We start from the raw sequence: 25005 nt of genomic DNA, 5'->3' as shown, positions 1-25005 counted from the left end.
TGGGGCCGGCGGGCGCCCGGCGCGGGTTCGCGTTTCCGGTCGTGTCGAAAGTGGTGAGGTGATCCGTGCTTTCCGTCGTCGTCTTCCTCCCCCTGCTGGCCGCAGGTGTGCTGGCGGTGCTGCCGCGGCTCGCGGACCGGGCCGTGGCGGCGGTGTGGATCGCGGTGGCCGGGATCGAGCTGGTGCTGGTCGTACTGCTGTGGATCGGCTACTACGCCGCTGCCGATCCCGGGGCCGCCGACACCGCCGACCGCCCCGCCGGACCCGCCGGACCGATCGCCTATGAGACGGACCTGGAGTGGATCCCCAGCCTCGGTTCCGGCTACCACATCGGCGTCGACGGGCTCTCCCTGCCGCTGGTGGCGATGACCGCTGTGCTGTTCCTGGCCTGCGCGGTCTACTCGCTGCGCGCGCGGCAGCCGAGGATGCGCGGCTACACGGCGCTGTTCCTGGCCCTGCAGACCGTCTCCACCGGACTCTTCGCCGCTCTCGACCTGCTGCTGTTCTTCGTCTTCTTCGACCTGTCCATCGCGCTGATGTACTTCGTCATCGCGGGATGGGGGCACGGCAACCCCGCTCGGTCCGCGCTGCGGTTCTTCCTCTACACCTTCGTCGGCTCGCTCGCGCTGCTCGTGGGGTTCATCGGCCTGTACCTCGCCGCGGACCCGCACACCTTCGACATGGTCGAGCTGGCGCGGAGGACCCCGCTCGACGGACGCGCCTTCGCAGGCGGCGCGGTGCTGCTGGCCGTCGGGATCGGGCTGGCCGTGAAGACGCCGCTGGTGCCTTTCCACACCTGGCTGCCGCCCGCGCACACCGACGCGCCCGCCGCCGGATCGGCGATCCTGGCGGGGGTGCTGCTGAAGATGGGCGCCTACGGATTCGCGCGCATCGCCATGCCGATCCTGCCCGACGCCTGGAGCGCATGGGCGCCCGGCATCGCCGCCGTGGGAGCCGTCTCGGTGCTCTACGGCGCGCTGGTGGCTCTGGCCCAGAGCGACTTCAAACGCATGGTCGCCTACACCTCGGTCAACCACATGGGCTATGTGCTGCTGGGCCTGGGCGCGGCCGGGACGGCGGCGGCCGGATCCGGCGGTGCCGCTCCGGCCGCAGCCGGGCTCGCCGTCAGCGGGGCGGCGGTGCAACTGGTCAGCCACGGCCTGCTCACCGGAGCGCTGTTCCTGCTCGCCGGCGTCCTCTACGAGCGCGGCGGAGGTTACGACATGGGCTCCTACAGCGGGCTGGCCACTCCGGCCCCGCGCTTCGCCGCGGTGCTTGCGGTGGCCGCCTTCGGTTCGCTGGGGCTGCCGGGGCTCTCGGGGTTCATCGCCGAGTTCCAGATCTTCACCGGCGGACTGGGCCTGCTGCCCGTGCAGACGGCCCTGGCGCTGCCGGGAATCCTGATCACCGCCGCGCTGCTGCTGCGCGCGCTCCAGCGGCTGCTGCTGGGCGGACTCCGGCTGCCGCCGGGCGCCGGCGGCGGCTTCGGCGACCTGCGGGCCGAGGAGAGCGCGGCCGTCGTGCCGCTGCTCGCGCTGTCCGTGCTCATCGGGCTGCTGCCGCATACGCTGCTCGACGTCGTCGCCCCGGCAGCCTCCGCCGTGGCCGACCTGGTGCTGCGGTAGGCGGGGGGCGGCCATGACCACGACGACGCTCATCGGACTCCTGCCCGAGGGGATACTGGCCTTCGCCGCAGTCGCGGGCCTGCTGCTGGGCAGTTGGCTGCCGCGCCGGCGGCAGTGGGTGGTGCGCGCGCTCGCGCTGGCCGCCGTCGCCGCGGCACTGGCCGCCACGGGCGCCGCGGCGGCCCCTGCGGCGCAGACCGTCGCCTCGGGCGGCTACGCCGTCGACGCCGGACTGCACGCCGCGCGCGCCGCCGTACTGGTGGGCACCGGGCTGGTGGTGCTGACCGCCGCCGACCGGTTCGCCGGAACCCGCCGCGAGACCGAGGTCTATGTGCTGCTGCTGCTGGCAGCGGTGGGCTCGCTGGTGCTGGCCGGGGCCAACGGCCTGCTCCTGCTGGCGGTCGGCTACCTGCTGGCGAGCATCCCGCTCTATGCGCTGGTGGCCGCGGCCAAGGACGCCCCGGGCACGGAGGGGAGCCTGAAGTTCTTCCTGCTGGGCGCCCTGTTCAGCGTGGTCCTGCTGGGCGGCACGACCGTGCTGCTGGCGGCGGGCGGCGCGACCGGCTACACGCCGCTGGGTGCCGGGCTGCCCGAGGCGCCGCCCGCCGCCGCTGCCGCCGGGGCGATCGCGGTGCTGGCAGCGCTGCTGTTCAAGGCGGGGGCGGTGCCGGCGCACTTCTGGGTGCCCGATGCGACCGAGGGCGCGCCGGCGCCCGTGGCGGCCTTCATCACCACGGTGCCCAAGATCGGCGCCCTGGTGGCGGCCTACCGGATCGGCGCCGCCCTGCCGCTGGAGGCCGCGGGGGACTGGTCGCTGCTGCTCGCCTGCGTCTCCGCGGCCACCATGGTGCTGGGCAACCTCGCCGCCTTCGCCCAGGACGGCGTGCTCCGGCTGCTCGCCTACTCCACCGTCGGCCAGGTCGGGTTCCTGCTGATGGGCGCGGCCGCCTACGCGGGATCGGCCGAGGCCCTGCGGGGACTGCTCTACTACCTGGCGGCCTACACGGTCACCAACATCGGCGCGTTCGCCGCGGTGTGCGCGCTGCCCCGGGCGGAGCGGATCGGCGACTGGCGGGGCCTGTTCGGGCGCCGCCCCTGGCTCGCGCTCAGCCTCGTGGTATGCCTGCTCGGCCTGGTCGGCACCCCGCCGACCGCGGTGTTCGTCGGCAAGCTCACCGTGTTCACCGCCGCGTTCGACGCCGGGCTGGTGTGGCTGGTTGTGCTCGCCGCGGTCATGACCGCGGCGAGCCTGTTCTACTACCTGCGCTGGATCCTGCCGCTGTTCCAGCGGCCGGGAGCCGAAGACTGCGGCGCCGACGCGGCCGCCGGCGCCGAGCCCGCCGGGCGCTGGAGCACGGGCGTGGCGATCGCGGCCGCCGCGGCGTCGCTGCTGCTGGGAGCGGGCGCCGGACCGGTGCTGGAGTTCCTCGATGCCGCCCCCCTCGCCGGCTGAGGCCGTGCGGGAGTCGGCGCCGTCGGTGTCCCTGGGACCAGCCTCGGCGGAGATCGGATATCGGTATGTCTGCTATGCCGGTATCTGCGGGAATCTTCGTGAAGAAATGGCCGGACCCGGGGCCTGGAGGCGACCATTTCTTCACGAAGGATGGGCGGCGGGCCGCATGTCCACTGCTCCAGGTGCTCGTCTGCGCTATGTGTGAAGAGTAGACCGCGCCAGAGACGAAACCTCATCGCTCCGCCCCGCGCGCCTCACGCGCGCGGGGCGGGAGCAACGGTAGACAAGCGGCGGAAGCGACGCCTCTGGAAGGCTCAGGCGCCCTCCTCCGCACCGCCTTCCCCAATGGCGCGTCCGTGCTCGGCCGCCCGCTCGCGCTCGCGGATGCGCTCGCGCTGCGGAACCACCGTGTACTTGGGGTCGGCCGCCGACGCCTGCCCCGCCTTGAACACGCCCAACCGCGTGCAGGCCGACCCGGCCAGCAGCGCGGCCCCGGCGAGGACCGAGACCGTCCGGCTGCGGCCGCCCGCGAGCGCGCCCACGGCTCCGCCGACGGTCAGCGCTTTGGCGACCCGCAGGACCGTGCCGCTGCGCCCCTGCTTGTAGGGCTCGGCGACCATGCCCATGCGCCGCTCCATCGCCTCCATCGCCGTCGTCTCCAGCACCGATCCGATGACTCCCGCGCGCCGGGCGGGCCCGGCCTGCGCCACCGGCGCCGTGATCATGCCCATGCCTCCGGCCGCGGCCGCGGCCGATCCGGTGAACACGAACGGCATCTCCCGGTAGCCGTCGTGCCAGGCGGGCACCGCGGTGTCGCAGATCAGCGGCGCGGTGTAGGCCGCGACGGCCGGGCCGAAGGCGGCGGCGCCCAGGCCCGCGAGCCTGCCCGGCCCCGGCAGCAGGCCGGTGGCCGACGAGACCGCGGCGGCGCCGGCGAGCGGGCCGTAACCCACCAGGAGCCACGTCCCCACGCTCATCGGCGAGGTCCACTTCACCACCCGCAGCATGTTCAGAAACCGCGCGGGCCGCCCGAGATCGTTGATCAGCGCCGCCAGCGAGCCGGTGACACCCGCCAGCGCGGTGTAGCGCAGCGGTCGGGCCAGGTCGGGGCGGCCGGTGAGGTCGGCGCCCGCCGCGAGGACGGACGAGGCACCGGCCAGACCCCCCAGGAAGAAGTACCCGGCGATGTCGCGCGGCTGCCACACGATCTGGTTGAGCACCGGCTGGTTGTAATACGAGCGGAACTCCGAGCCCGCGCCGCGGTCGCCCGGCCCGGTGTGCCGATGCCCGTCGACGGTGGAGGCCGCGCCGGTCATCGCCTCGCGGTCGGGCCGGGCACCGCGGATGCCCTCCTTGGTCACGTCCGATGTGCTCAACGCCGACCTCCGATGAACGTCGCGGTGATTCCGGCCAGCAGCGCCGCCGCCGCGACGCCCGCGTGGCGCCACATCGACGGCAGGTCCCGTGTCGTCACCACGGGATCCGGCGGCAGCCCGTAGACCTCGGGTTCGTCCAGCAGCAGGAAGAACGCGCCGTCGCCGCCGACCCCGTCGTCGGGATCGCGGCCGTAGAGCTGCGCGGACTCGATGCCGGCGTCGTGCAGGCTGCGCAGCCGCTCGTCGGCGCGCTCACGCAGCTCGTCCAGGTCGCCGAACTGGATGGAGTCGGTCGGGCACGCCTTCGCGCACGCCGGCTCCTGGCCCTCGCCCAGCCGGTCGTAGCACAGCGTGCACTTCCACACCCGGCCGTCGTCCTCGCGCTTGCCGATCACCCCGTAGGGGCAGGCCGGGATGCAGTACCCGCACCCGTTGCAGATGTCCTCCTGGACCACGACCGTGCCGTACTCGGTGCGGAACAGCGACCCCGTCGGGCACACGTCCAGGCAGGCGGCGTGCGTGCAGTGCTTGCACACGTCGGACGACATCAGCCAGCGGAACTCGCCGCGCTCCTCCTCGCCGGCGGAGGCGCCCGGCAGCTCGAAGGACGGCATTCCGAGATCGACCGGGTCGGGCGCGCCCTCGGGCCGGCCGACGCCGGTCTCCTGGACGCCGATCGGCTTGCGCTGCTCGATGAACGCCACGTGCCGCCAGGTGTCGGCGCTGAGACCGCCGCTGTTGTCCAAGGACATGGCGGTGAAGTCCAGGCCGTCCTCGGGAATCATGTTCCATTCCTTGCAGGCGACCTCGCAGGCCTTGCACCCGATGCACACGCTGGTGTCGGTGAAGAAGCCCATGCGGGGGCGGGCGTCCTCCGCTTCGGGCGTCTGCGCCGTGTCGCCGGGGACTCCGGTGCGCGCGCCGGACTGCTCGTCTAGGGCCATCGGTCATACCTCCGTTCCGGTGCGGTCGTCGATTCCGGCGCGCCGCTGGTAGTCCAGCACCAGCTCGCGGCGCTCGCCTCCGCGAGGGCGGCGCCCCGGCCGGATGTCCACGGTCAGCGCCTTGACCTCCTGGATGTGCACGTTGGAGTCCAGCGCGATCGACGACAGCTCGTTGAAGGCGTCGCCCGTGGTGTAGCCGTTGGGGCCCCAGTGGTAAGGCATCCCGATCTGGTGCACGGTGCGGCCCTGCACCCGCAGCGGCACCATGCGGTCGGTCACCAGTACCCGCGCCTCGATGGCGTTGCGCGCCGAGACGACGGTGGCCCAGTCGCCGTGCGTCAGGCCCCGCTCACGGGCCAGCTCGGGTGAGACCTCGCAGAAGAACTCCGGCTGCAGCTCGGCGAGATAGGGCGTCCACCGGCTCATCCCGCCCGCGGTGAAATGCTCGGTGAGCCGGTAGGTGGTCACCACGAAGGGGAAGACCTCGGCCTCCGGCGTGCCGGGATCGGGGTGATAGCGGTTGTCCGGATGCGGGTAGACCAGGCGCGTGGGGTTGCGGCTCTGCCCGTAGAGCAGATTGGCGAACGGCGAATCCTGCGGCTCGTAGTGCGTGGGCATCGGCCCGTCGGTGAGCCCGGCCGGCGCGTACAGCCAGCCCTTGCCGTCGCCCTGCATGATGAACGCGTCCCTGCCGTTGAGAGCCTGCACACCCCGGGCGCCCTCGGGCGGTTCGTAGTCGGGGCGCTTGTCGGCCTCGAAGTCGGGGATGTCGTGGCCGGTCCACCGCCCCTTCTCCTCGTCCCACCACACCAGCGCCTTGCGGTCGCTCCAGGGCGCGCCGTCGGCGTCGGCGGAGGCCCGGTTGTACAGCAGCCGCCGGTTGTTGGGCCACGACCACGCCCACTCGGCGGCGATCCAGTCCTGCTCGGTGTGGGGTTTGCGGCGGGCGGCCTGGTTGACGCCCTCGGCGTAGACCCCGCAGTAGATCCAGCAGCCGCACGTGGTCGAACCGTCGCTCTTCAGCTGGGTGTAGACGTCGAGGTGGCGGCCCTCGGCGTCGTAGCCGTTGATCTCGGCGAGGACGGCCGCAGCGGAGGGCTCGGCGCCCTCCTCCAGCGGGTAGTCCCAGGTCAGCTCCAGCAGCGGGCGGTCGCGCGGGTCGGTCGATCCCGCGAGCTTCTCGCGCAGGATGCGGCCCAGGTGGTACATGAACCACAGGTCGCTGCGGGCGTCGCCGCCGGGCAGCACCGCCCGGTCGTGCCACTGCAGCGTCCGGTTGGTGTTGGTGAAGGTGCCCGACTTCTCGGTGTGGGAGGCGGCGGGGAAGAAGAACACCTCGGTGCCGATGTCCTCGGTGCGCATCTCGCCCGATTCGATCTCCGGGCCGTCCCTCCACCAGGTCGCGCTCTCGATGAGCGAGAAGTCGCGTACCACCAGCCAGTCCAGGTTGGCCATGCCCCGGCGCTGCGCGCGGGCGTTGGCCGAGCCGACGGCCGGGTTCTCGCCCATCAGGAAGTAGCCCTTGCACACCCCGCGCATCTGCTCCATGACGGTGTCGTAGGTGCTGTGCGAACCGGTGATGCGGGGCAGGTGGTCGAAGGCGAAGTCGTTGTCGGCCGTGGCGTGCTCGCCCCACCAGGCTTTGAGCAGGCTGACCAGGTAGGAGTCCATCTCCGACCAGAACCCGTTGACCGCGGCGTCGGCGGTCACGAAGTCCTCCAGCGTCTGCTCCTCGTGGGCGTGGGGCATCGGGATGTAGCCGGGCAGCAGGTTGAACAGGGTCGGCACGTCGCTGGAACCCTGGATGCTGGCGTGGCCGCGCAGCGCCTGGATGCCGCCGCCCGGCCGGCCGATGTTGCCCAGCAGCAGCTGCAGCACCGAGGCCGCCCGGATGTACTGGGCGCCGACGGTGTGCTGGGTCCAGCCCACCGCGTAGCAGAAGGCGGACGTGCGGTCGCGCCCGGAGTTCTCGGTCAGGTGGTCGCACACCCGCCGGAACGTCTCGCGGGGGATGCCGCAGATCTCCTCGACCATCTCCGGTGTGTAGCGGGAGTAGTGCCGCTTGAGGATCTGGAACACGCAGCGGGGGTGCTCCAGCGTGGGGTCGGTCTCGGGGGTGCCGCCGACCGCGGCGCCGCCCGCACCCTGGGATTCCGGCCGCGCGCCCGCCCCGGTCTCCTGCGGCTGCTCGACCCGGTCCCAGTACTCCTCGTCGCGTTTGCCCGAGGCCGGGGCGATGTCCACGCCCTCGTAGCGCCAGTCCCGCACGTTGTACTTGCGCCCGTCCTCGGAGAAGCCGGAGAACAGCCCGTCGAGGTCCTCGGTGTCGCGGAAGTCCTCGTTGACGATGGTGGCGGCGTTGGTGAAGTTCAGCAGGTACTCGCGGAAGTAGTGCCCCTCGCTGAGCACGCGGTTGATGATCCCGCCGAGGAAGGCGATGTCGGTGCCGGCGCGGATGGGCACGTGCAGGTCGGCCAGCGCGCTGGTGCGGCTGTAGTGGGGGTCGACGTGGATGACCACGGCTCCGCGGGCCTTGGCCTCCATCACCCACTGGAACCCGACGGGGTGCGCCTCCGCGTAGTTGGAGCCCTCGATGACGATGCAGTCGGAGTTCTGCAGATCCTGCATGAACGTGGTGGCGCCGCCGCGGCCGAACGAGGTGCCCAGCCCGGCCACCGTGGAGCTGTGGCAGACGCGCGCCTGGTTCTCGATCTGCACCACGCCCAGCGCCGTCAGCAGCTTTTTGATGAGGTAGTTCTCCTCGTTGTCCAGTGTGGCGCCGCCGAGGCTCGCGAGACCCAGGGTGCGGGAGGTCCGGATCCCGTTCTGCTCGTCCTGCCAGCCCTGGCGGCGGGCCTCGATCACCCGGTCGGCGACCATGTGCATGGCGTCCCACAGGCCGATCTCTGAGAAGTCGGCGGCATGCGGCGGCCGGTAGAGCACCGTGTGCCGACGGGAGGAGCCGGTGGTGAGCTGCAGGCTGGCCGAACCTTTGGGGCACAGTCGGCCCCGGCTGATGGGGGAGTCGGGGTCGCCCTCGATCTGCACGACCTGCTCGTCGCGGACGTAGACGTTCTGCCCGCACCCCACCGCGCAGTAGGGGCAGACCGACTTGACCACCCGGTCGGCCTCAGCCGTGCGCGCCCGCAGATTGCGGCTGCCCGCGGACTTGGCCGCGGCTCCGCGACCGGACGGGTCTTTTCCGGTCAGCTGCCGGTAGACCGGCCATGACTCGATCAACGTGCGAACGCCCATCGCCTCTCCTCTGCCTGCTGCGCTGGTCGGGCCGACGGGCACGCGGACGGGACCGCCGTGCTCGTGGGGCGGACGGCCGCTACCCCGGCCGCAGGGTGGCAAACGCAACGTGCAACGGGGGAATACCTGGCTGGAGCGGGGTTCGGCGCGCCGCCCGGCCGGTCGCGCGCCCGGCGGCCCAGGTCGGCGGTCGCCGCGATCAGTCCCGCGGGCGGCGGTTCACCCACACCGCGAGCTGGGTGCGGTCGCGCAGGCCGAGCTTGCGCAGGATGCTGGTGACGTGGTTCTTGGCGGTGCCTTCGGTGATGAACAGGCCGCGGGCGATCTCGCGGTTCGCGGCCCCGGTGCCGACGAGGCGGGCCACCTCCAGCTCGCGTTCGGACAGCCCGGCCTCGGCGGGGGAGCCGGGGGTCGGCTCGGCACCGCCCCCGGAGTCCGCCGCCTCGCCTGCGCCCGAATCCGCCGGGCCGGCCAGCAGCGCACCGACGATGCGCTCGGCGGCCGCCCCGCCCAGCACCGTCTCCCCGCGGGCCGCGCGGCGGATCGCCGCGACCAGTTCGTCCGGCGGTGTGTCCTTGAGCAGGTAGCCCTTCGCGCCGGCGCGCATGCCGCCGAAGATGTAGTCGTCGTCGTCGAAGGTGGTCAGCACCACCGCGGCCACCCCGGGGTACTGCGCCGCCATCCGTTCGATCAGCGCCACGCCGTCCATCCGGGGCATGCGCGCGTCGACCAGCGCCACATCGGGAAGGGCGCCCTCGCAAGCGCCGTCGAGGAAGTCCAGCGCCGCGACGCCGTCCCGGGCGTCGCCGACGATCCGCACCCCTTCTTCGACCTCCAGCAGCTTGCGCAGACCCTGGCGCAGCAGGATCTGGTCGTCGACGATGAGGACGCGCACGGCCGCTGCGGTCATGCCGTCTCCGCTTCCGCGTCCGCTCCGAGTGCCGCCGGACTCTGCACCGGCAGGCGCGCGACCACCTCGAACCCGCCCTCGGCGCGGTCGCGGGCCGCCAGGCTCCCGCCCGCCGTTTCGACGCGTTCGCGCAACCCGCCCAGCCCGAATCCCTCCGCCGCGCCGCGGGCGCCGCGGCCGTTGTCGCTCACCCGCAGTTCCACCGCCGTGCCACTGCACTCGGCGACCGCGTCGATCCGGTCGGCGCCGGAGTGGCGCAGCGCGTTCGTGACGGCTTCTTGCAGTGTGCGGTAGCAGATGAGGCCGGTCTCCTCGGCGGTCTCCGGCCAGTCGCCGCGGCTTGTGAAGCCGATCGCCGTCCCGCGGCCGGTGAACGACTCGGCCAGCGCGCGCATGGCTTCGACTCCGCTGCGTCCCCGCATGCGCAGCGGGTTGAGCGCCCGTACCCACTGGCGGGTGTCGGCCAGCGCGTCGCGGGTGAGCCGCTGGGCGTCGGCGACCTCCCGCCATGCCTCTTCGGGCCGCGTGTCGCGGAACCGCTGCGCGTTGGCCAGGCTCATGTTGACGACGGTCAGGTAATGGCCGACGGAGTCGTGCATGTCGCGGGCCATGCGCGCACGCTCCTCGGCGACGGCCAACTCCCGGGTGCGCTCGGCATAGCGGCGCAGCTCGGCGTGGGCGTCCTCCAGATCGGCCAGCAGGCGGCGGGTCCGCTCGGATCGCTGCCAGGCGGCCGCCAGCGCGGCCGCCGCCAGCAGCATGAACAGGCACAGCAGCAGCACCAGTGCGCTGTCCAGCAGCGCGGACGGCACCCGCTGAGCGGGGTTGGCCAGGCTCACGGCGAGCGTGACGGCCCAGGCGCAGGCGGCGTAGGCCAGACCGCCGGCGACGCCGAACACCACTGCGGCGTTGCCGATGGCCAGGGCGGGCATCAGGAGGCCGACGAGCTGGCCGTTGAGCATGACCCCCAGCGCGGCGGCCAGGAAGCCGCAGGACGCCGCCTTGCGCACCGGTGGCGCCGAGCGGCTCCAGGCGATGCGCGGCCACAGCAGGCACGCCGCCGCCAGGGCGGAGGGCACCAGGTAGTAGAGGGCGTCGGGCAGCGGCCATCCGGCGGGCACGAACCCGGGCGCAAGCGAGGTCGCATAGGCGTTGACGGCCAGTACGACCGCGACCGTGCCCCAGAAGAGCACGCCGAGGATCAACGGCGGACCCGCTGCGCGCGGTGCGATCCAACGGCTGAGATCCCGGGGGGTGCGGACTCCGCTGTGGCCCATGGCATCCGAGCCTAGCCCGCGGAGGGCGGGGCGAGGAGGGCGCCCGCGGCACGGCCGGGGCATGTTCCGCGCCGTGCCGGAGGTCATGTGCCCACCCCTCGGACGCGCTGCGCGGGGACGTGCCGGGTCCGTGACGTCGGGGCGATGCCGGCCGCGGGTGCCGCCTCCTAGCGTTCGCAGCACAACGGACGGCCGCGGCGGTGTGGACGGGAGCCGTGGCCGCCCGTGGACCAGGGAGGCGGCGATGGAGGAACGACAGCGACCGGAGAGCGCGGAGCCCGTGCGGGCCGCGCCGCCCTGGGCGGGCATCGCCGTCGCGGCGGTGAGCATGGCCGCCATGGCGGCGGCGGACGCGGCGCTGTGGGACCGGATACCCGAGGCGGTGACCACGCGCGAAAGCACGGTGCACCGTTCGGCGGTGCGGGTGCCGCGCGAGGTGGTGGCGGCCGCGTTTCCCGCGGCGCTGGCGCTCGTCGCGGCGCTCCTCGCGATGAGCGCGCGCGTGGACGCGGTCTTGCAGCGGCGCCTGCACACGACGCCGTTCGCGGGGGCCGCGCCGCCGCCGCGTACCCGGACGGCGGGTGCGAACACGGTGCTGGGGCTGCTGGGGCCGTTCATGGCGCTGCTGCACGTGGGCATGCTGATGCACTTCGCCGGCTATGCGGTGCCTGTGGAGCGAGGCGCGGCGGTCGCGGTGGGCGTGCTGCTGGTGGGGGTGGGCGTCCTGGTGCCCCGCCTCGGCCCGCCGGGCGAGCCGGTGGATCCGGCACTGAAGCGGCTGGCCGCGGCCTGGCACCGCGTCCAGCGGCCGGGCGGGTTCGCGACGGCCGCGTTGGGCGCGGGCACCGCCGCGGGAGCACTGGTACTGCCGCCGCTGGCCGTGGCTCTCACCGCGGCGCTGCTCGTGGCGGCCGTCTACGGGTTCATGTTCGCGCTCGCTCTGCGGCGCCTGCGCTGACGCGGCCGGTGGTGCACGCGCGCGGGCGTACCCGGAAGCGGGCTGCCGACCGGTGCCCGGATCCCCGCTCGGCGGGTCCGGGCACCGGTCGCTTCCGGTATTCGGACGGCGGGCCGGTCAGCTTTCCGAGCCGGAGCCGGTCCCGGACTCCGATTCGCCGCCGTCGGGGACGTTCAGCGGCTTGAGCAGCACCCAGCCGCCCATCAGGAGGCTGAAGACGAGCATGCCCAGGCCCGACCACAGGTTCAGGTTCACCTCGGTCTTCTCGGCCCCCTGGAAGATACCCATCGCCGTCAGGACCACGCCGTAGATGACGAACAGCAGCGCGATGATCGTCCGGACGTCGAAGGCCTTGGCGGTGTGCCGGCCCGCAGGGGTGTCAGCACTCATCGGATTGCCTCCTTGCCAGCTTTTCTCAACATATGTCTGCCCTGCGGTCGTCTAGGCGAAGATGAAGTTCAGGGCGATGGTGATCACCAGGGCGATACCGGCGAGCAGGGCCGGCCGCCGATACCACCCGGCGTCCTCACCGGTGTGGGACGGGCGGCGCTGCTCGCGCGGCGTCAGCGAGTGCACCAGGCCCACCAGTTCGGAGTCGGGCCTGGGCCGGGTGAACATGCTGACCACGACGCTCACCACGATGTCGACGACGAAGGCCGCACCCGCGCCCACGAAGCTGGCGCCCTGCGCGGAGAGCCCCAGCACGCCGGTCTCGCCGAGGATGAACACGATGATCGCCGCCGCGGTACCGGCGACCAGACCGCTCCAGCCGGCGTGCGGCGTCATCCGCTTCCAGTACATACCGAGGATGAACGTGGCGAACAGCGGGGCGTTGAAGAACGAGAACAGCTGCTGCAGGTAGTTCATCAGGTTGGAGTAGCCGGAGGCGATGAACGCGGTGCCCACGGCGCCCACGGTGGCGACCACGGTCACCCAGGGACCCATCCTCAGGTAGTAGGAGTCGGGCCGGTTCTTGACGACGTAGGCCTGCCAGATGTCGTAGGTGAACACCGTGTTGAACGAACTGAGGTTGGCGGCCATGCCGGCCATGAACGAGGCCAGCAGACCCGCCAGCGCGACACCGAGCAGGCCGTTGGGCAGCAGGTCGCGCATCAGCAGCAGGATGGCGTCGTTGTACTCGACGTTGGCGTTCTCGCCGGCCTTGAGGGCCACCATCTCCGAGGCGGTGACGCCGGCGATCATGCCGGGGATCACGACGATGAAGGGGATGAACAGCTTGGGGAAGGCGCCGATGATCGGGGTGCGCATAGCGGCCGACATGCTCTTGGAGGCCATCGCGCGCTGGACCTCGACGAAGTTGGTCGTCCAGTAGCCGAACGCCAGCACGAAGCCCAGGCCCAGCACGATGCCGAAGACGCTGAGGATGTCGCTCTCGAAGCCGGTCAGCGAGTTGCCGGGCCAGGCGGAGAGCTGCTCCGCGCCCTGCGGGCTGTTGGTGATCTCATCGACCAGCCCCGACCAGCCGCCGACGCGGTTGAGCCCGGCCAGGGTCAGCGGCAGCAGCGCGGCGACGATGACGAAGAACTGCAGCACCTCGTTGTAGATGGCCGCGGAGAGCCCGCCGAGTGCGGTGTAGCTGAGCACGATGGCGGCGGCGACGATCAGGGACAGCCACAGCGGCCAGCCCAGCAGCGCGTCGACGATGGTGGCCAGCAGGAACAGGTTGATGCCGGCGATCAGGATCTGGGCCGCGGCGAAGCTGATGCCGTTGACCAGGTGCGCCGCCTTGCCGAAGCGCCGGTTCATGAACTCGGGGACGCTGCGCACCTTGGAGCCGTAGTAGAACGGCATCATCACGATGCCGAGGAACAGCATCGCCGGTACGGCGCCGACCCAGAAGTAGTGCATGGTCGCCATGCCGTACTGGGCACCGTTGGCCGACATCCCGATGATCTCGATGGCGCCGAGGTTGGCCGCGATGAAGGCCAGGCCCGTCACCCAGGCCGGCAGCGAGCGCCCGGACAGGAAGAAGTCCAGGCTGGTCGATACCGACCGGCGGGCGAGGAAGCCGATCCCCAGCACGAACACGAAGTACAGCGCGAGCAGGGTGTAATCGACGGCGGTGGCGTCCAGCCGCAGTGGCTCTTGTGCTAGGGCGGTCACTTCGGCCAGTCCTCTCTGAACACGATGGTCCTTCCCGTCGGGGGTGCAGCCGCGAACACTTGCGGTCCTCGGTCGGTGCGGGGTGGCGCCGGCCGGCGGGGGCGGTGCGGGCCGCCGCCGCGCTCGGCCGGAGCGGGCCGGGCGAGGGGCGTGCGCGGCATGTCGGGGCGACGCCCGCGGGCCGCTGCCGGGCCGCCCGCGCCGGAGGATGCGGCGTCGGAACGCCGCCGTGCTCCCGGCGGCAGCGGTGCGGGACCGGCGGGCGAACGGGCTCTGCCCCGATCCGTATGCGGTTGTCGTGCGGGTGCAACGTCAATTTCTCACGAAATCGAACATTAGCGCACATTCGGAGTAACCCTCGTGCAGAAGTCCGGGCGTGTCAAGCGTCGCATCACGGATGCCGCGCCTCCCGGTTGACACGCCCTTCGGCCCCCCGGGTGGGCCGGGTGAGGGTGGATACGCGTGGATACGGGATACTGGGGTTGAGCTATCGGTGGCTTGACACGTTTGCGTGGTATGTCACTATCATCCCAACAATTTCCAACACGGGCACGCGGTGCCGCGGCTCGCCAAGGGTGCACGCCCCGACGACGGGTCCGCGGACCGACGGACCCGCCGACGACGGGGGACGCGATGCTGGCCGCGCAGCGACAGGCACTGATCCTCGAACAGGTGCGGGCCGCCGGCGGGGTCCGCGTCACCGAGCTCGTCGAGAGCTTCGACGTCTCCGACATGACCGTGCGGCGCGACCTCGACGCCTTGGAGGCCCGCGGCCTGCTGCGCAAGGTCCACGGCGGGGCGGTGGCTCCGCACCGGCACAGCACCGAGGAACCGGGCTTCGAGATCAACGCGACCCGCCAGGAGGAAGAGAAGCAGGCGATCGCCGCCGTCGCCGCGCGCCTCGTGGAACCCCACAGCGCCATCGGCCTCTCGGCGGGCACGACCACCTGCGCCGTCGCCCACCGCCTGCGCGACACCCCCGGCCTGACGGTGGTCACCAACTGCCTGCGCGTCGCCGACGTGTTCTACCGTTCGGCCCGGCCCGACCAGACCGTCGTGCTGACAGGCGGTTTCCGCACCCCCTCCGACGCCCTGGTGGGGCCGCTGGCCGTCGCCGCCGTGCGCAGCCTGCACCTGGACACGCTGCTGCTGGGGGTGCACGGGATGGACGTCGGCGCGGGCCTGACCACGCCCAACCTGATGGAAGGCGAGACCGACCAGGCGCTGGTCGAGGCCGCGCGCAAGCTCGTGGTCGTGGCCGACCACACCAAATGGGCGACGGTGGGCATCTCCACCATCGCGCCGCTGGAGCGCTGCGACGTGCTGGTCACCGACGCAGGGCTGGAACAGGACGCCCGCCAGGCGATCGCCGACCGCGTCGGCGGGCTGATGATCGCCGGTGAGGACCGGGAACAGGAGCGCGACGAGCCGGCCCATGGCGGAGGGCGGGCCACGGGCGCATAGGACCCGGCCCGGTCGGCCCCTCGGCCTTCGCGGTGGAAACCCCGGTACTCGGCCGGTTTCGGGTTTTCCGCCGCGAAGGTTCCCGCGGAAACCGTTACCGCGGCCGGTAGAGCACCGCGTCGACCTCGATCGCGAAGCCGGGCAGGTCGGCCTGCAGCGTCGTCCGCGCCGGCGGCTCGGTGCGGAAGTAATCCGCGAACAGTTCGTTCATCGCCGCGAAGTCGCCCAGGTCGCGCAGGTACACGCCGACGCGTACCGCGTCGGCCAGGCTCGCCCCGGCGGCCGCGGCGACCGCGGCGAGGTTGTCGAAGGTGGTGCGGGCCTGCTCGGTGAACGGACCCTCCACCAATGAGCGGTCCCGCAGGTGCGGGGTGGCTCCGGAGAGGTAGACGAAGTCGCCGGCGACGACCGCGTGGGAGTACGGGCCGCCGGGAGGGGCGGCCTCGTGGGCGTGGACGGCTCGCTTGGGCATGCGGGGTGCGCCTTTCTACTCTGGTGTGTCGGGCACCCTCGCGGCACCGGGTCCGGCACCGCGAGGATCGGCAGTAAGCGGCGGGAATCAGAACAGGGTACGAACGGCGTCGACGACGCGCCTTCGGGAGTCCAGGACCGGAATGAGCGGCCACTTGTCGAAGACCGTGCAGGGGTGCGACAGGCCCAGCTCCACCACATCGCCCACCTGCGGCACCGCGTCGCCCGCGGACTCCGCCACGTCCAGGAAGGCGTGGTGGTCGTTGAGTTCCACCACCCGCACGCCCTCGCCCACGGCCGTGCGCCGTCCGTCGCGCAGCACCGCCCGGGGGCGGGGAAGGTCGATGTCGAAGGACACGTCGCGCTTGCCCGCCCCCAGCAGGGCGCGTCCCGGCTCCGGACACGACAGTACGCGGGCGTAGCAGGTCAGCGCCGGGCGCAGCGGTGCCGGGTCGGCGGCGCTGCGCAGCGGGGAGGCGCGTTCCATGAACAGGTCGTCGTGGGTGAGGTAGCAGCCGGAGCGGATGACCGGGCGCAGCGGGCGCGACAGCGCGGGCACGGCGGCCAGTGCGTCGGCGGCGAGGTCGGGGTAGGCACTGCCGCCCGCGGTGACCACGATCTCCTCCACCGCGGCGAAGAGCCCCTCGGAGTCGGCGCGGGCCGCGAACTCCGCCAGCGCATCCAGCCACGCGCGCGCACGCTCGGGCGCGTCGCCGTCGCGGCGCTGCGGGAAGACGCCCTCGTAGCCTTCGACGCCGGCGAGCCGCAGACGGGCGCTCGCCGCCACGCGGCGCGCCAAGGCGAGCGCGTCGCCGGGGTCGCGCACGCCGGTGCGCCGACCGGCCACTCCGATCTCGACGAGGACGGGCAGGGGGCGCGGCGCCGCCGCGAGCGCGGTCTCCATCGCCGCCGCCTGCGCTTCGGAGTCGACCAGGCACATCGGGGTGAAGTCCGGATCGTCCAGCGCCTCGGCGAGCCAGGCGAGCTGGCCCGGCTCCACGACCTCGTTGGCGATCAGCACCCGGGAGGCGCCGAATCGGCGCATCACCCGCGCCTGGGCGACCGTGGCGGCGGTCAGGGCCCAGGCGCCGCGGTCGAGCTGGGCCGACCACAGGTGCGGCGACATGGTCGTCTTGCCGTGCGGTGCCAGTTCGGCCCCGTGCTCGGAGCACCAGCGGGCGAACCGGTCCAGGTTGTGCCGCAGCGCGTCCTCGTGCAGCACCACAGCGGGCAGCCACAGGTCGTCCAGCCGCAGCCCGGCCGCGCGGACCTCGGCCGCGCTGACGGGACTCGCGGGCAGCGAGCGCGCTTCGACGCGGTCGGCGTCGAGCGCGGCGAGTTCCTCCGCGGGCAGCCCCGTCCCGGCGACGGCAGCGGAGCCCCCCGCCGGGGTGGCGGAGGATGCGGATTCGGTCATCGGGTGCGCGGCACGGCAGCGGTTTCCGGCGAGGCGGAGCGCTGAGGCCGCTTCCCTCCCTTCACGACAGACGGTTCGGGGACCCGCGCAGCACTCCGGTGTGCCGAGCGCTCGCGGCGAGCGGCAGACGGCGCTCGCTCGGCGCCGGGCCGGACGTCCGGCCCGGCGCCGAGACACCTCGCGTGCGGCCGGTGTCCACCGGCGTGCGTCCGAGACGGGGCTCGGCGCGGCCGGTCGGGGCCCAAAGCCGGGAACAGCCGCGGTGGCACCGGCGGCGCCGGTGCCACCGCGGGCAAGCGGTGAGCGGGTTCGCGGGCGGCCGCGCGCGGCGGCGTCGGAGCGGGCAGGGTCCGGGCCGGGGCCGGGCCGGGGGTGCACCGCTTCACGGGTCTCTGGCGAAGAGTCCGCTGACCGGTCGGGCGCCGGGCGGCCCGCCGGGTCCGGGGCCGCCGCGGCGGGCGCGTCACGCGTCCGCCCTGGGGAAGGGCTCGTCGAAGTCCTCGGGGCGGTCGAGGCGGCGGACGGCCGATCGGATGTTGTGGACGCGCTCCTGCTCGGCCCGGTGCTGCGCCGGACTGAGCGGGATCCAAGGCGGCGGCGCCTCGGCGGCGCAGGGAGGCAGGAGGCGGCCGCCGACGTAGGTGGCGGTGTTCGTCAGGCGCACGGGTGACTCCCGCATGCCGCCGTGCACGTCGAGGACCGGGAAGCGGCCCTGTTCGACGTCGAAGACGGCGATGTCGGCGACCGCGCCCGGCGCCAGTGTTCCGGCGTCGAGCCCCAGGGCCCGCGCCGGGCGCACCGTGGCGGCGGCGACGGCCTCGGCGAGGTCGGTTCCGGCGGCGACCAGCTTGGTCAGTACGGTCGGCAGGTCGAAGGCCGGACCGTGCACCGAGCGGGCGTGCAGATCGGAAGAGGCGACCGGGCGCACGCCCGCGGCCAGCTCCGCCTCCAGCACGTCGAACGCCAGGGCGCCGGAGCCGTGGCCGAGGTCGAAGACGACGCCGGCATCCAGCGCGCGGCGCGTGGCGTCGGTGAGCCGCCCGTCTTCGACCAGGTCGGCCGGGCAGCCCGAGGCGCAGTGGGTCATGATGTCGCCCTCGGTCAAAAAGGGCACGATGTCGGCGATGGCGGGCGGCCCGTAGCCGACGTGCACCATCAGCGGGCGCTCCAGCCGCCGGGCGAGTTCGGCTGCGCGGCGCAGCGGCTCCACCCCGTGCCGACCGACCGTGCGCGCGTCGATCCGGGCCTTGACTCCGCGCACGAACCCGCCGTGGCGCGCGGCGACGGCCGTCGCGGTGTCGACGTCCAGGTTGTCCAGATCGTGGTGCTCGCCCGTCTCGGCGACCAGGCCCAGTGCCGACACGTTGATCAGCGCGTGCACCCGCACCCGCGCCGCATCCGCGGCGAACCGGTGCAGCCCGTCCATGCTGTAGGCGCCCGCGGACCCGGCGTCGACCCACGTGGTCACCCCGGTGCGCCAGGCGATCGGGTCGGGGTCCAGCCCCCAGTAGGTGGCGCCGTGCCAGAGGTGGGTGTGCATGTCGACCAGGCCGGGGACCACCAGTCGGCCGCCCGCGTCGACGACCTCGGCCGCGTCGGTCGCGGCGCCGTCCGAGCCGTGGGGCGCGGAGGCGTGCGGCCGCACCTCGGCGACGCGGCCGCCGCGGACCGCCACGTCGGCGACGGCGTCCAACCCGCAGGCGGGATCGACGACGCGGCCTCCGCGCAGCAGTAGATCCCACATCTTCGGGGCTCCTTCGAGGCGGTGTCGGTGCAAAGGCGGGCCGACGGTGGGGATGTCGGCATGCTGCACTCTGCGCATCAATGTTGCGTATGTGTCAGCAAGTGCTTAGCATTCCGGCGAGATCACGGTCAATACGGCGCTCCGGCCGGAGCGCACGGGGAGGTCCCGCGTGAGCAGTGACCACGCGCCGTCCGTCCACGACGGGCCCGGCGGACCGGAGGTGGTGTGCGCCGGCGAGACCATGGCGCTACTGGTTCCCGACCCCGGCACCCCCGAGCCGGGGAGCGGGGAAGCCCTGGGTGCGGCAGCGCCCGGCTACCGGCTGGAGATCGGCGGCGCCGAGTCCAACGTCGCCGTCTACCTTGCGCGGGCCGGGCACCGCGTCACCTGGCACAGCGCCCTGGGCGACGACGCGTTCGGCCGCCACGTCCTGGCGCGGCTGGCCGCGGAGGGCGTGGACTGCTCGGTGGCCACCGATCCCGCCCGCCGCACCGGCCTGTACGTGAAGGAGCCCGACGGCGCCGGCGGGACGCTGGTGCGCTACTACCGCACCGCTTCGGCGGCCACCGCCCTCGGCGGCGCGGACGCCGCGCGGATCCGCGCGCAGCAGCCCCGGATCGTGCACACCACGGGCATCACCGCCGTCCTCTCGCCGAGCTGCCGCGAGCTGGTCGACGGCCTCTTGGACGGCGCCGCGCCGGGCACCCTGCGCAGCTTCGACGTCAACTACCGCCCGGCGCTGCACGGGCCCGCCGAGGCGGAGGTGCTGCTGCGGACCGCCCGCCGCGCCGATGTCGTCTTCTGCGGCCTGGACGAGGCCGCCGCCCTGTGGGAGGCGGTCGACGCCGCCTCCGTCCGCGCGCTGCTGGAAGGTCCCGAGCTGGTCGTCGTCAAGCAGGGGGCCGACGGCGCCACCGCCTTCCGCGGCGCACAGAGCTGGCACGAACCGGCACCGGAGGTCGGCGTCGTCGAGCCCACCGGCGCCGGCGACGCGTTCGCGGCCGGAGTGCTGCACGGCCTGCTCATCGGCGCCGACGTGCCCGCCAGTCTGGCCGAGGGCGCGCGACTGGCCGGGGCCGTCCTCGGGGTGCCCGGCGACATCCCGCCCCGGTCCGACACGGGCGACGGATTCAACGGCTCCGACGGCTCCGGACCGGGTGCCGAAGGCAGTCAGAGGGCGTGGCACTCGGCGGCCGGCGGGCCGATCGCCCCCGGGCGACCGGGCAGCTGAGGGGGAGGCCGTGTCCAGCAGCGTCGAACGCGCCCTGCGAATCCTGGTCGAGCTGGCCTCCGGCCCGGCCACCATCAGCGAGCTGGGTCGGCGCCTGGACGTGCACCGCACCACCTCCCTGCGCCTGCTGCGCACCCTGGAGCAGGAGCGCTTCGTGCGGCGCACGGCCGACGGCCGCTACCGCATCGGCCCGCGTATGACCAGCCTGGCCCAGGCCGCCCTGGAGGGGCTCGACGTGCGCGCCGCGGCATCGACCCACCTGCACGACCTCGGTGCGGCCTGCGGCCACACCGTGCACCTCGCGGCGCCCGAGGACGGCAGCATGGTCTACCTGGACAAAGTGGAGTCGCGCCACGCCGTGCGCATGTACTCCCGCATCGGCGCGCCCGCCCCGATGCACGCCACGGGCGTCGGCAAGACGGTGCTCGCCGACCTGTCCGAATCGGAGCGTGACCGCCTGCTGGGCGATCCGCCCTACCCGCGCTGCACGCCCAACACCCGCACGACCCGCAGCGGCCTGGCCGCCGACCTGGCCGAGACCGCCGAGCGCGGTTGGGCGCTCGACGACTTCGAGCACGAAGAGTTCATCCACTGCGCAGCCGCCCCGATCCGGGACGCCACGGGCCGGGTTGTGGCGGCGGTGTCGGTTTCGGCCCCCCACATGGTGGTCGACCGGAACCGGTTGCTCGCCCTCGTTCCCGACCTCCGCCGCACCGCCACCGCCATCAGCGAGGAGCTCGGCTGGCCTGGCGAGTCCTGAGCGGGCCGGCGGCCCGTGCCGAGGGCGTCCGATCGATGCACTCCGTCCGCCGACGTGGGGGAGGGGCGGCTCGGGTAGGCTGGGCGGCCTCGTTGGGGCCTTTGTTGGGCCTTGTTGGTCTGCCGGGTGGCGGGTGGTCTTACGGAAAAGCGGCGCCGAGGGCGGTGGGCGGCTGGGCCCGTGGTCGTCGGGTCGGGTGCTCGCGGGTGACGGTGGCCGGCGGGGGCGGCGAGGACGCCGGGGAGCCGGGAGGCGCTCGCGTGCCCGTTATGTCGCAGGGCATCGGGACGGTCGTGCCCGTATGACGAAATCCAGCGGCGTTCTTTGGGAATTCGGCCACGATCGCCAGACCTCCGCGGCCGACTCCGGAACCTCGGACATAGCGGGCGCGGGGACGGGCAGGCGCCGCCGCCGTGTTCCGGCCGGGCCCGCGCAGGCCGGAGGCCGCGCGGCGGGGCCCGGCCGCGGGTGCCCGCACGCCCCCGGTGGTGCGCCGGATCGGGGGTCGGGGGCGACGATACGTCGCTCGTGGCGCCCGGGCGCGGCCACCGGGGGCTCAACCCCCCCCCGACGGGGTGGGCTTTTGTGGGTCTATGCCCGTTTTGCGGGCGGCGTCGGCGGTCGTGGCGGCTACGAGGCGCACGAAAAGTTGATGTCGGGGGCGTTTTTTGCGCCATTCGGTGCGCTTCGTGGGGCGTCGCCGCCGTAGCGCGGCGGCCGACCGACCGAGAATTCGGGCATTGTTGGGCAAAATACCCCGTGTTGTTTCATATCGAGGAATGAGGGTGCGGGGGCGGCACTTCGGGGCGGCGCCGAGGCCGATGCCGCCGCACGTACGTGCATCTCGTGGCCCCGACCCGGCCGCATCCCCCGCCGGGAGCCCCGCGTCAGGCCCGCGCCGACAACTGGGCGGCCCCCGGGCCCGCCCACCCGCAACTGGGGCCGGCGATCGTCGCTCCGACCACCGCGAACTCGGTCCTTCCGGCCCCGCTGGCCCTGCTGGCGCCGTCGCCGCTTCGCCGGGTGCGTCACCGGCGGGCCCCCGACTCGTCAACCGCGGGCCCAGCCATCCGCCACCGTCGCCGCCGCTTTTCAGTCAAGTCCACCCCTCGCCCGGCAGACCATGAAGGCCGCCCGGCGGCCCCGGGCCGCCCGTCGCCGCCCCTCGCCGCCCCCGCCGGCAGCCGCGCCCGCTACTGGTAGCGGAACCGGGCGCGGCCGCGGGGCGGAAGCCTCAGGGGAGGCGGAGCTCCCCGTCGACGCGGCGGGGGATGGCGAGCGGGTTGTCCTCGCGCAGGGAGTCGGGCAGCAGGTGCTGGGGGACCTGCTGGTAGCACACCGGGCGCAGGAACCGGCGGATCGCGGTGCTGCCGACCGAGGTGTGCAGGACCGACGTCGTCGCCGGGTACGGACCGCCGTGGTGCATGGCGTGGCTGACGGAGACGCCGGTGGGCCAGCCGTTCCACAGCACGCGGCCCGCGCGGCGGCGCAGGCGCTCCAGCAGCGGGCCGGCCTCTTCGTCGGTGTCCTCGCCCTGGACGGTGGCGGTGAGCTGGCCGGGCAGGCGCTCGGCGACCTCCAGCGCCTCGGCGGGGTCGGCGTAGCTCACCACCAGCGAGACCGGGCCGAAGCGCTCCTCCAGCAGTTCGTCGGCGTGCTCCAGGAACCGCTTGGCCGTGGTGCGCACCAGCGACGGCGTCCACACGGTGGTGCCGTCGGCGCCCTCGCCCGGTCCGCCCTCGACGACGGCCTCGGTGGCGGGGTGGTCCGCCAGCGAGCGCAGGCCCGCCGCGAAACCCTGCTCGATGCGCTCGTTGAGCATCGGGGCGCCCGCGCGCTCCCGGACCGCCGCGGCGAGTGCGTCCACCTCGGTGCTCTCCGGCAGCAGCAGCACGCCGGGCTTGGTGCAGAACTGGCCGGTGCCCAGGGTGAAGGAGTCGACGTAGCCGCTGAGGATCTCGTCGGCGCGGGCCCCGGCCGCAGCGCGGGTGACGAAGACCGGGTTGAGGCTGCCGAGTTCGCCGTAGAAGGGGATCGGGTCGGGCCGCCCGGCCGCCAGGTCGTGCAGTGCGCGGCCGCCGGGGATCGACCCGGTGAACCCGACCGCGCGCGTGCGCGGGTGCAGCACGGCCCGGCGTCCGGTCTCCTCGCCGAGGACCACGGCGAAGGTGCCGGCGGGGGCGCCGGCGTCGCGCAGTGCGGCGGCGACGACCTCGCCCGTGCGCACCGACAACTCGGGGTGGCCGGGGTGGGCCTTGACGACGACGGGGTTGCCGCCCGCCAGTGCGGAGGCGCTGTCACCCCCGATCACGCTGAAGGCGAAGGGGAAGTTGCTCGCGCCGAACACGACCACCGGGCCGAGCGGTTCCAGCACGCGGCGCAGGTCGGGCCGCGCGCCCATCGGCCAGTCGGGGTCGGCGTGGTCGACGGTGGCCTCCAGGTAGCCGCCGTCTTCCAGCACTCCGGCGAACAGCCGCAGCTGGAAGGTCGTGCGGGCGAGTTCGCCCTTGAGGCGGGCCTCGGGCAGGTGGCTCTCGCGCTGGGCGATCGGCACCAGGTCCGCGGCTGCGGCGTCGACGGCGTCGGCGACGGCGCGCAGCATGCCGGCGCGCTCGCGCGGAGCCAGAGCGGCGAAGCCCTCGGCCGCCTGAGCGGCCGATTCCAGGGTGCGGTCCAGATCCGCTTCGGTGGTGTCGCGGATGGCTGTCTCAGTCATGGTGTGCTTCCTCGTGTCGCATGCTGCTGGCGTGGAATACGCTTTCCCTTACTCTCCTACCACGTCGGCGCCCCCGCCGGCGGCCGGGATCGACGAACCGGCCGGGATCGGTGAACCGGCCGGGACCGGGCGTCCCGGTGCGGCGATCGGCGCAGCGGTCGGAACGGGTGCTGCGCCGACCCCCTTCCCGCGCCGTGCGGCGGCCATGCCGGTTGCGGGCGGGACGGTTCCCCGGGGGTCCTCCGGCCGCGGCCGCCCGTTCGGTGGGCCGGGCTCACACCGCCGACCCGGGGCGGGCGAAGCGCACGCCCGCCGGCTGGTCGCGGCGGTCGAGCGGGGACATCCGCGGGGGTCGGGGTGTGCGTGCGAGGGCGTCCAGGCCCAGGCGGGCCCGGCGGACGCGCTCGCGGGCGGAGGCGAGCACGGTGGTGCTGAGCTGTTCGCCCGAGGGGTAGACGTCGGGCGCGTTGCGCAGGCCGAACTTGACGTAGACCGGCGCCGCGGCGCGGATGATCCCGGCGATCTCGTGGTGGCGGACGAACCCGCCGACGTTGTCGGGCGCCTCGACGTAGAAGTCCAGCGTCACCGGGCTGGCCGCGCGCAGCTCGGCCAGTTGGTGCAGGGTCAAATCCGAGGGGACGTTGACCGTGTCGGCGCCGAGGTGCTCCTGTACGGCGAGTCCGGCCGGGTTGACGGGGCCGGCCATCACCGAGACCTTGAGTTGCAGGTCGGCGGGCAGGTCACCGCGCCGGCGCATGCTGTGCAGCACCCACAGCAGCCCTTCGTCGGCCACGAGCAGGCTGCGTACGCCCAGGGACGCGGCGCGCTCGGCCTCGGCCACTCCCGCTGCGAGCTGGGTCGTGCCCCTGCTGCGGGCGCAGACCGATCCGGCCGGGCTGGCGTGGGCGGCGCCGATGTCCCAGTTGGCGCCGGGGCGGGCGAACAGGCACAGTTCGACGCCGGCTTCGGCGCTCGCCCGCACCATTTCGGTGACCTCGCTGTCGGTGAGCATGCCCACGCCCGAGCCCTGTGAGACGCGGTGCACGGGAACGTCCCACTCGCGTGCGGCGGAGAGGACCGCTTCCAGCGCGCGGGGTCCTTCGACGCTGGGGATCTCCAGGCGCCAGGCGCCCCCGTCGGGGAAGGCCAGTGGCGAGGCGGGCGGGTCGGCGTCGATCGCGGGCAGGCCGAGCGCTGCGAGGCTCGCGTGTCCGGGGGCCGGGTGCGGCGCGGGGTCGGTCATGGCGGTCCTTACGGGGGTGGTCCGGGTCCGCGGCGCT

The 25005-nt window shown here is 73.6% G+C and carries 18 protein-coding genes; 6 read left to right on the top strand and 12 right to left on the bottom strand.

The genetic code is table 11. The features are described from left to right. Positions 1 to 65 precede the first annotated feature (65 nt). Both EKD16_RS16805 and EKD16_RS16800 read left to right on the top strand, forming a co-directional pair. Positions 66 to 1625: a complex I subunit 4 family protein gene (locus EKD16_RS16805; RefSeq protein ID WP_131099253.1), complete on the top strand. Its 1560-nt coding sequence runs from the start codon at positions 66 to 68 to the stop codon at positions 1623 to 1625. Between the two features lie 13 nt (positions 1626 to 1638). Then, the gene (locus tag EKD16_RS16800; protein WP_131099252.1) at positions 1639 to 3078 is read left to right on the top strand and encodes an NADH-quinone oxidoreductase subunit N; all 1440 of its coding nucleotides are present in this window, start codon (positions 1639 to 1641) and stop codon (positions 3076 to 3078) included. 314 nt (positions 3079 to 3392) lie between these two features. Here the strand turns inward: EKD16_RS16800 and nrfD are convergent, their stop codons facing one another. The 5 genes from nrfD to EKD16_RS16775 form a co-directional block, all read right to left on the bottom strand. Beyond that, on the bottom strand, positions 3393 to 4454 hold the full coding sequence (gene nrfD, locus EKD16_RS16795; protein ID WP_207391325.1) for an NrfD/PsrC family molybdoenzyme membrane anchor subunit: 1062 nt from the start codon (positions 4452 to 4454) through the stop codon (positions 3393 to 3395). After that, positions 4451 to 5311, bottom strand: coding sequence for a 4Fe-4S dicluster domain-containing protein (locus tag EKD16_RS16790; RefSeq protein WP_242677448.1), 861 nt, complete (start codon positions 5309 to 5311; stop codon positions 4451 to 4453). The genes nrfD and EKD16_RS16790 overlap by 4 nt, the downstream gene beginning before the upstream one ends. Before the next feature lie 90 nt (positions 5312 to 5401). After that, positions 5402 to 8653: a formate dehydrogenase gene (fdh, locus tag EKD16_RS16785; RefSeq protein ID WP_131099250.1), complete on the bottom strand. Its 3252-nt coding sequence runs from the start codon at positions 8651 to 8653 to the stop codon at positions 5402 to 5404. 199 nt (positions 8654 to 8852) lie between these two features. Further along, complete coding sequence (locus EKD16_RS16780; RefSeq protein ID WP_131099249.1) at positions 8853 to 9563, bottom strand: response regulator; 711 nt, start codon at positions 9561 to 9563, stop codon at positions 8853 to 8855. Then, on the bottom strand, positions 9560 to 10840 hold the full coding sequence (locus tag EKD16_RS16775) for a sensor histidine kinase (protein ID WP_131099248.1): 1281 nt from the start codon (positions 10838 to 10840) through the stop codon (positions 9560 to 9562). Before EKD16_RS16775 ends, EKD16_RS16780 begins: the two co-directional genes overlap by 4 nt. Positions 10841 to 11084: 244 nt before the next feature. Between EKD16_RS16775 and EKD16_RS26390 the strand changes: the two genes are divergently transcribed. Continuing rightward, positions 11085 to 11798 carry a hypothetical protein gene (locus EKD16_RS26390; RefSeq protein ID WP_131099247.1) on the top strand — a complete coding sequence of 238 codons (714 nt, stop codon included), beginning with the start codon at positions 11085 to 11087 and terminating at the stop codon, positions 11796 to 11798. 117 nt (positions 11799 to 11915) lie between these two features. On the opposite strand, the gene EKD16_RS16765 is transcribed toward EKD16_RS26390, so the two are convergent. Both EKD16_RS16765 and EKD16_RS16760 read right to left on the bottom strand, forming a co-directional pair. Further along, positions 11916 to 12188, bottom strand: coding sequence for a hypothetical protein (locus EKD16_RS16765; RefSeq protein ID WP_131099246.1), 273 nt, complete (start codon positions 12186 to 12188; stop codon positions 11916 to 11918). Between the two features lie 51 nt (positions 12189 to 12239). Next, a complete protein-coding gene (locus EKD16_RS16760; protein WP_131099245.1) occupies positions 12240 to 13922 on the bottom strand; it encodes a sodium:solute symporter family protein in 1683 nt (560 codons plus the stop codon). A 633-nt stretch (positions 13923 to 14555) separates the two neighbouring features. On the opposite strand from EKD16_RS16760, the gene EKD16_RS16755 reads away from it, so the two are divergent. Continuing rightward, the gene (locus EKD16_RS16755; RefSeq protein ID WP_131099244.1) at positions 14556 to 15386 is read left to right on the top strand and encodes a DeoR/GlpR family DNA-binding transcription regulator; all 831 of its coding nucleotides are present in this window, start codon (positions 14556 to 14558) and stop codon (positions 15384 to 15386) included. A 94-nt stretch (positions 15387 to 15480) separates the two neighbouring features. Here EKD16_RS16755 and EKD16_RS16750 read toward each other — a convergent pair whose 3' ends face one another. The 3 genes from EKD16_RS16750 to EKD16_RS16740 form a co-directional block, all read right to left on the bottom strand. Beyond that, positions 15481 to 15858: a RidA family protein gene (locus tag EKD16_RS16750; RefSeq protein WP_131099243.1), complete on the bottom strand. Its 378-nt coding sequence runs from the start codon at positions 15856 to 15858 to the stop codon at positions 15481 to 15483. Positions 15859 to 15945: 87 nt separating this feature from the next. Beyond that, positions 15946 to 17274, bottom strand: coding sequence for an alanine racemase (locus tag EKD16_RS16745; protein ID WP_131099242.1), 1329 nt, complete (start codon positions 17272 to 17274; stop codon positions 15946 to 15948). Between the two features lie 463 nt (positions 17275 to 17737). Next, positions 17738 to 19018 carry an amidohydrolase family protein gene (locus EKD16_RS16740; RefSeq protein WP_131099241.1) on the bottom strand — a complete coding sequence of 427 codons (1281 nt, stop codon included), beginning with the start codon at positions 19016 to 19018 and terminating at the stop codon, positions 17738 to 17740. A 169-nt stretch (positions 19019 to 19187) separates the two neighbouring features. Between EKD16_RS16740 and EKD16_RS16735 the strand changes: the two genes are divergently transcribed. Beyond that, positions 19188 to 20249, top strand: a complete 1062-nt coding sequence (locus EKD16_RS16735; protein ID WP_242677011.1) for a sugar kinase — start codon at positions 19188 to 19190, stop codon at positions 20247 to 20249. A gap of 10 nt (positions 20250 to 20259) precedes the next feature. Continuing rightward, positions 20260 to 21009, top strand: coding sequence for an IclR family transcriptional regulator (locus tag EKD16_RS16730; protein ID WP_131099240.1), 750 nt, complete (start codon positions 20260 to 20262; stop codon positions 21007 to 21009). Positions 21010 to 22243: 1234 nt separating this feature from the next. Here EKD16_RS16730 and EKD16_RS16725 read toward each other — a convergent pair. Together EKD16_RS16725 and EKD16_RS16720 are read right to left on the bottom strand one after the other, a co-directional pair. Then, positions 22244 to 23725 carry an aldehyde dehydrogenase (NADP(+)) gene (locus EKD16_RS16725; protein ID WP_131099239.1) on the bottom strand — a complete coding sequence of 494 codons (1482 nt, stop codon included), beginning with the start codon at positions 23723 to 23725 and terminating at the stop codon, positions 22244 to 22246. 274 nt (positions 23726 to 23999) lie between these two features. After that, the gene (locus EKD16_RS16720; protein ID WP_131099238.1) at positions 24000 to 24968 is read right to left on the bottom strand and encodes a U32 family peptidase; all 969 of its coding nucleotides are present in this window, start codon (positions 24966 to 24968) and stop codon (positions 24000 to 24002) included. Positions 24969 to 25005 lie beyond the last annotated feature (37 nt).

This window comes from Streptomonospora litoralis (assembly GCF_004323735.1).
Classification (GTDB): Bacteria; Actinomycetota; Actinomycetes; order Streptosporangiales; family Streptosporangiaceae; genus Streptomonospora; species Streptomonospora litoralis.
The sequence above is the reverse complement of the archived record's forward strand: the minus strand, read 5'-3'. Positions and strand labels throughout refer to the sequence as shown.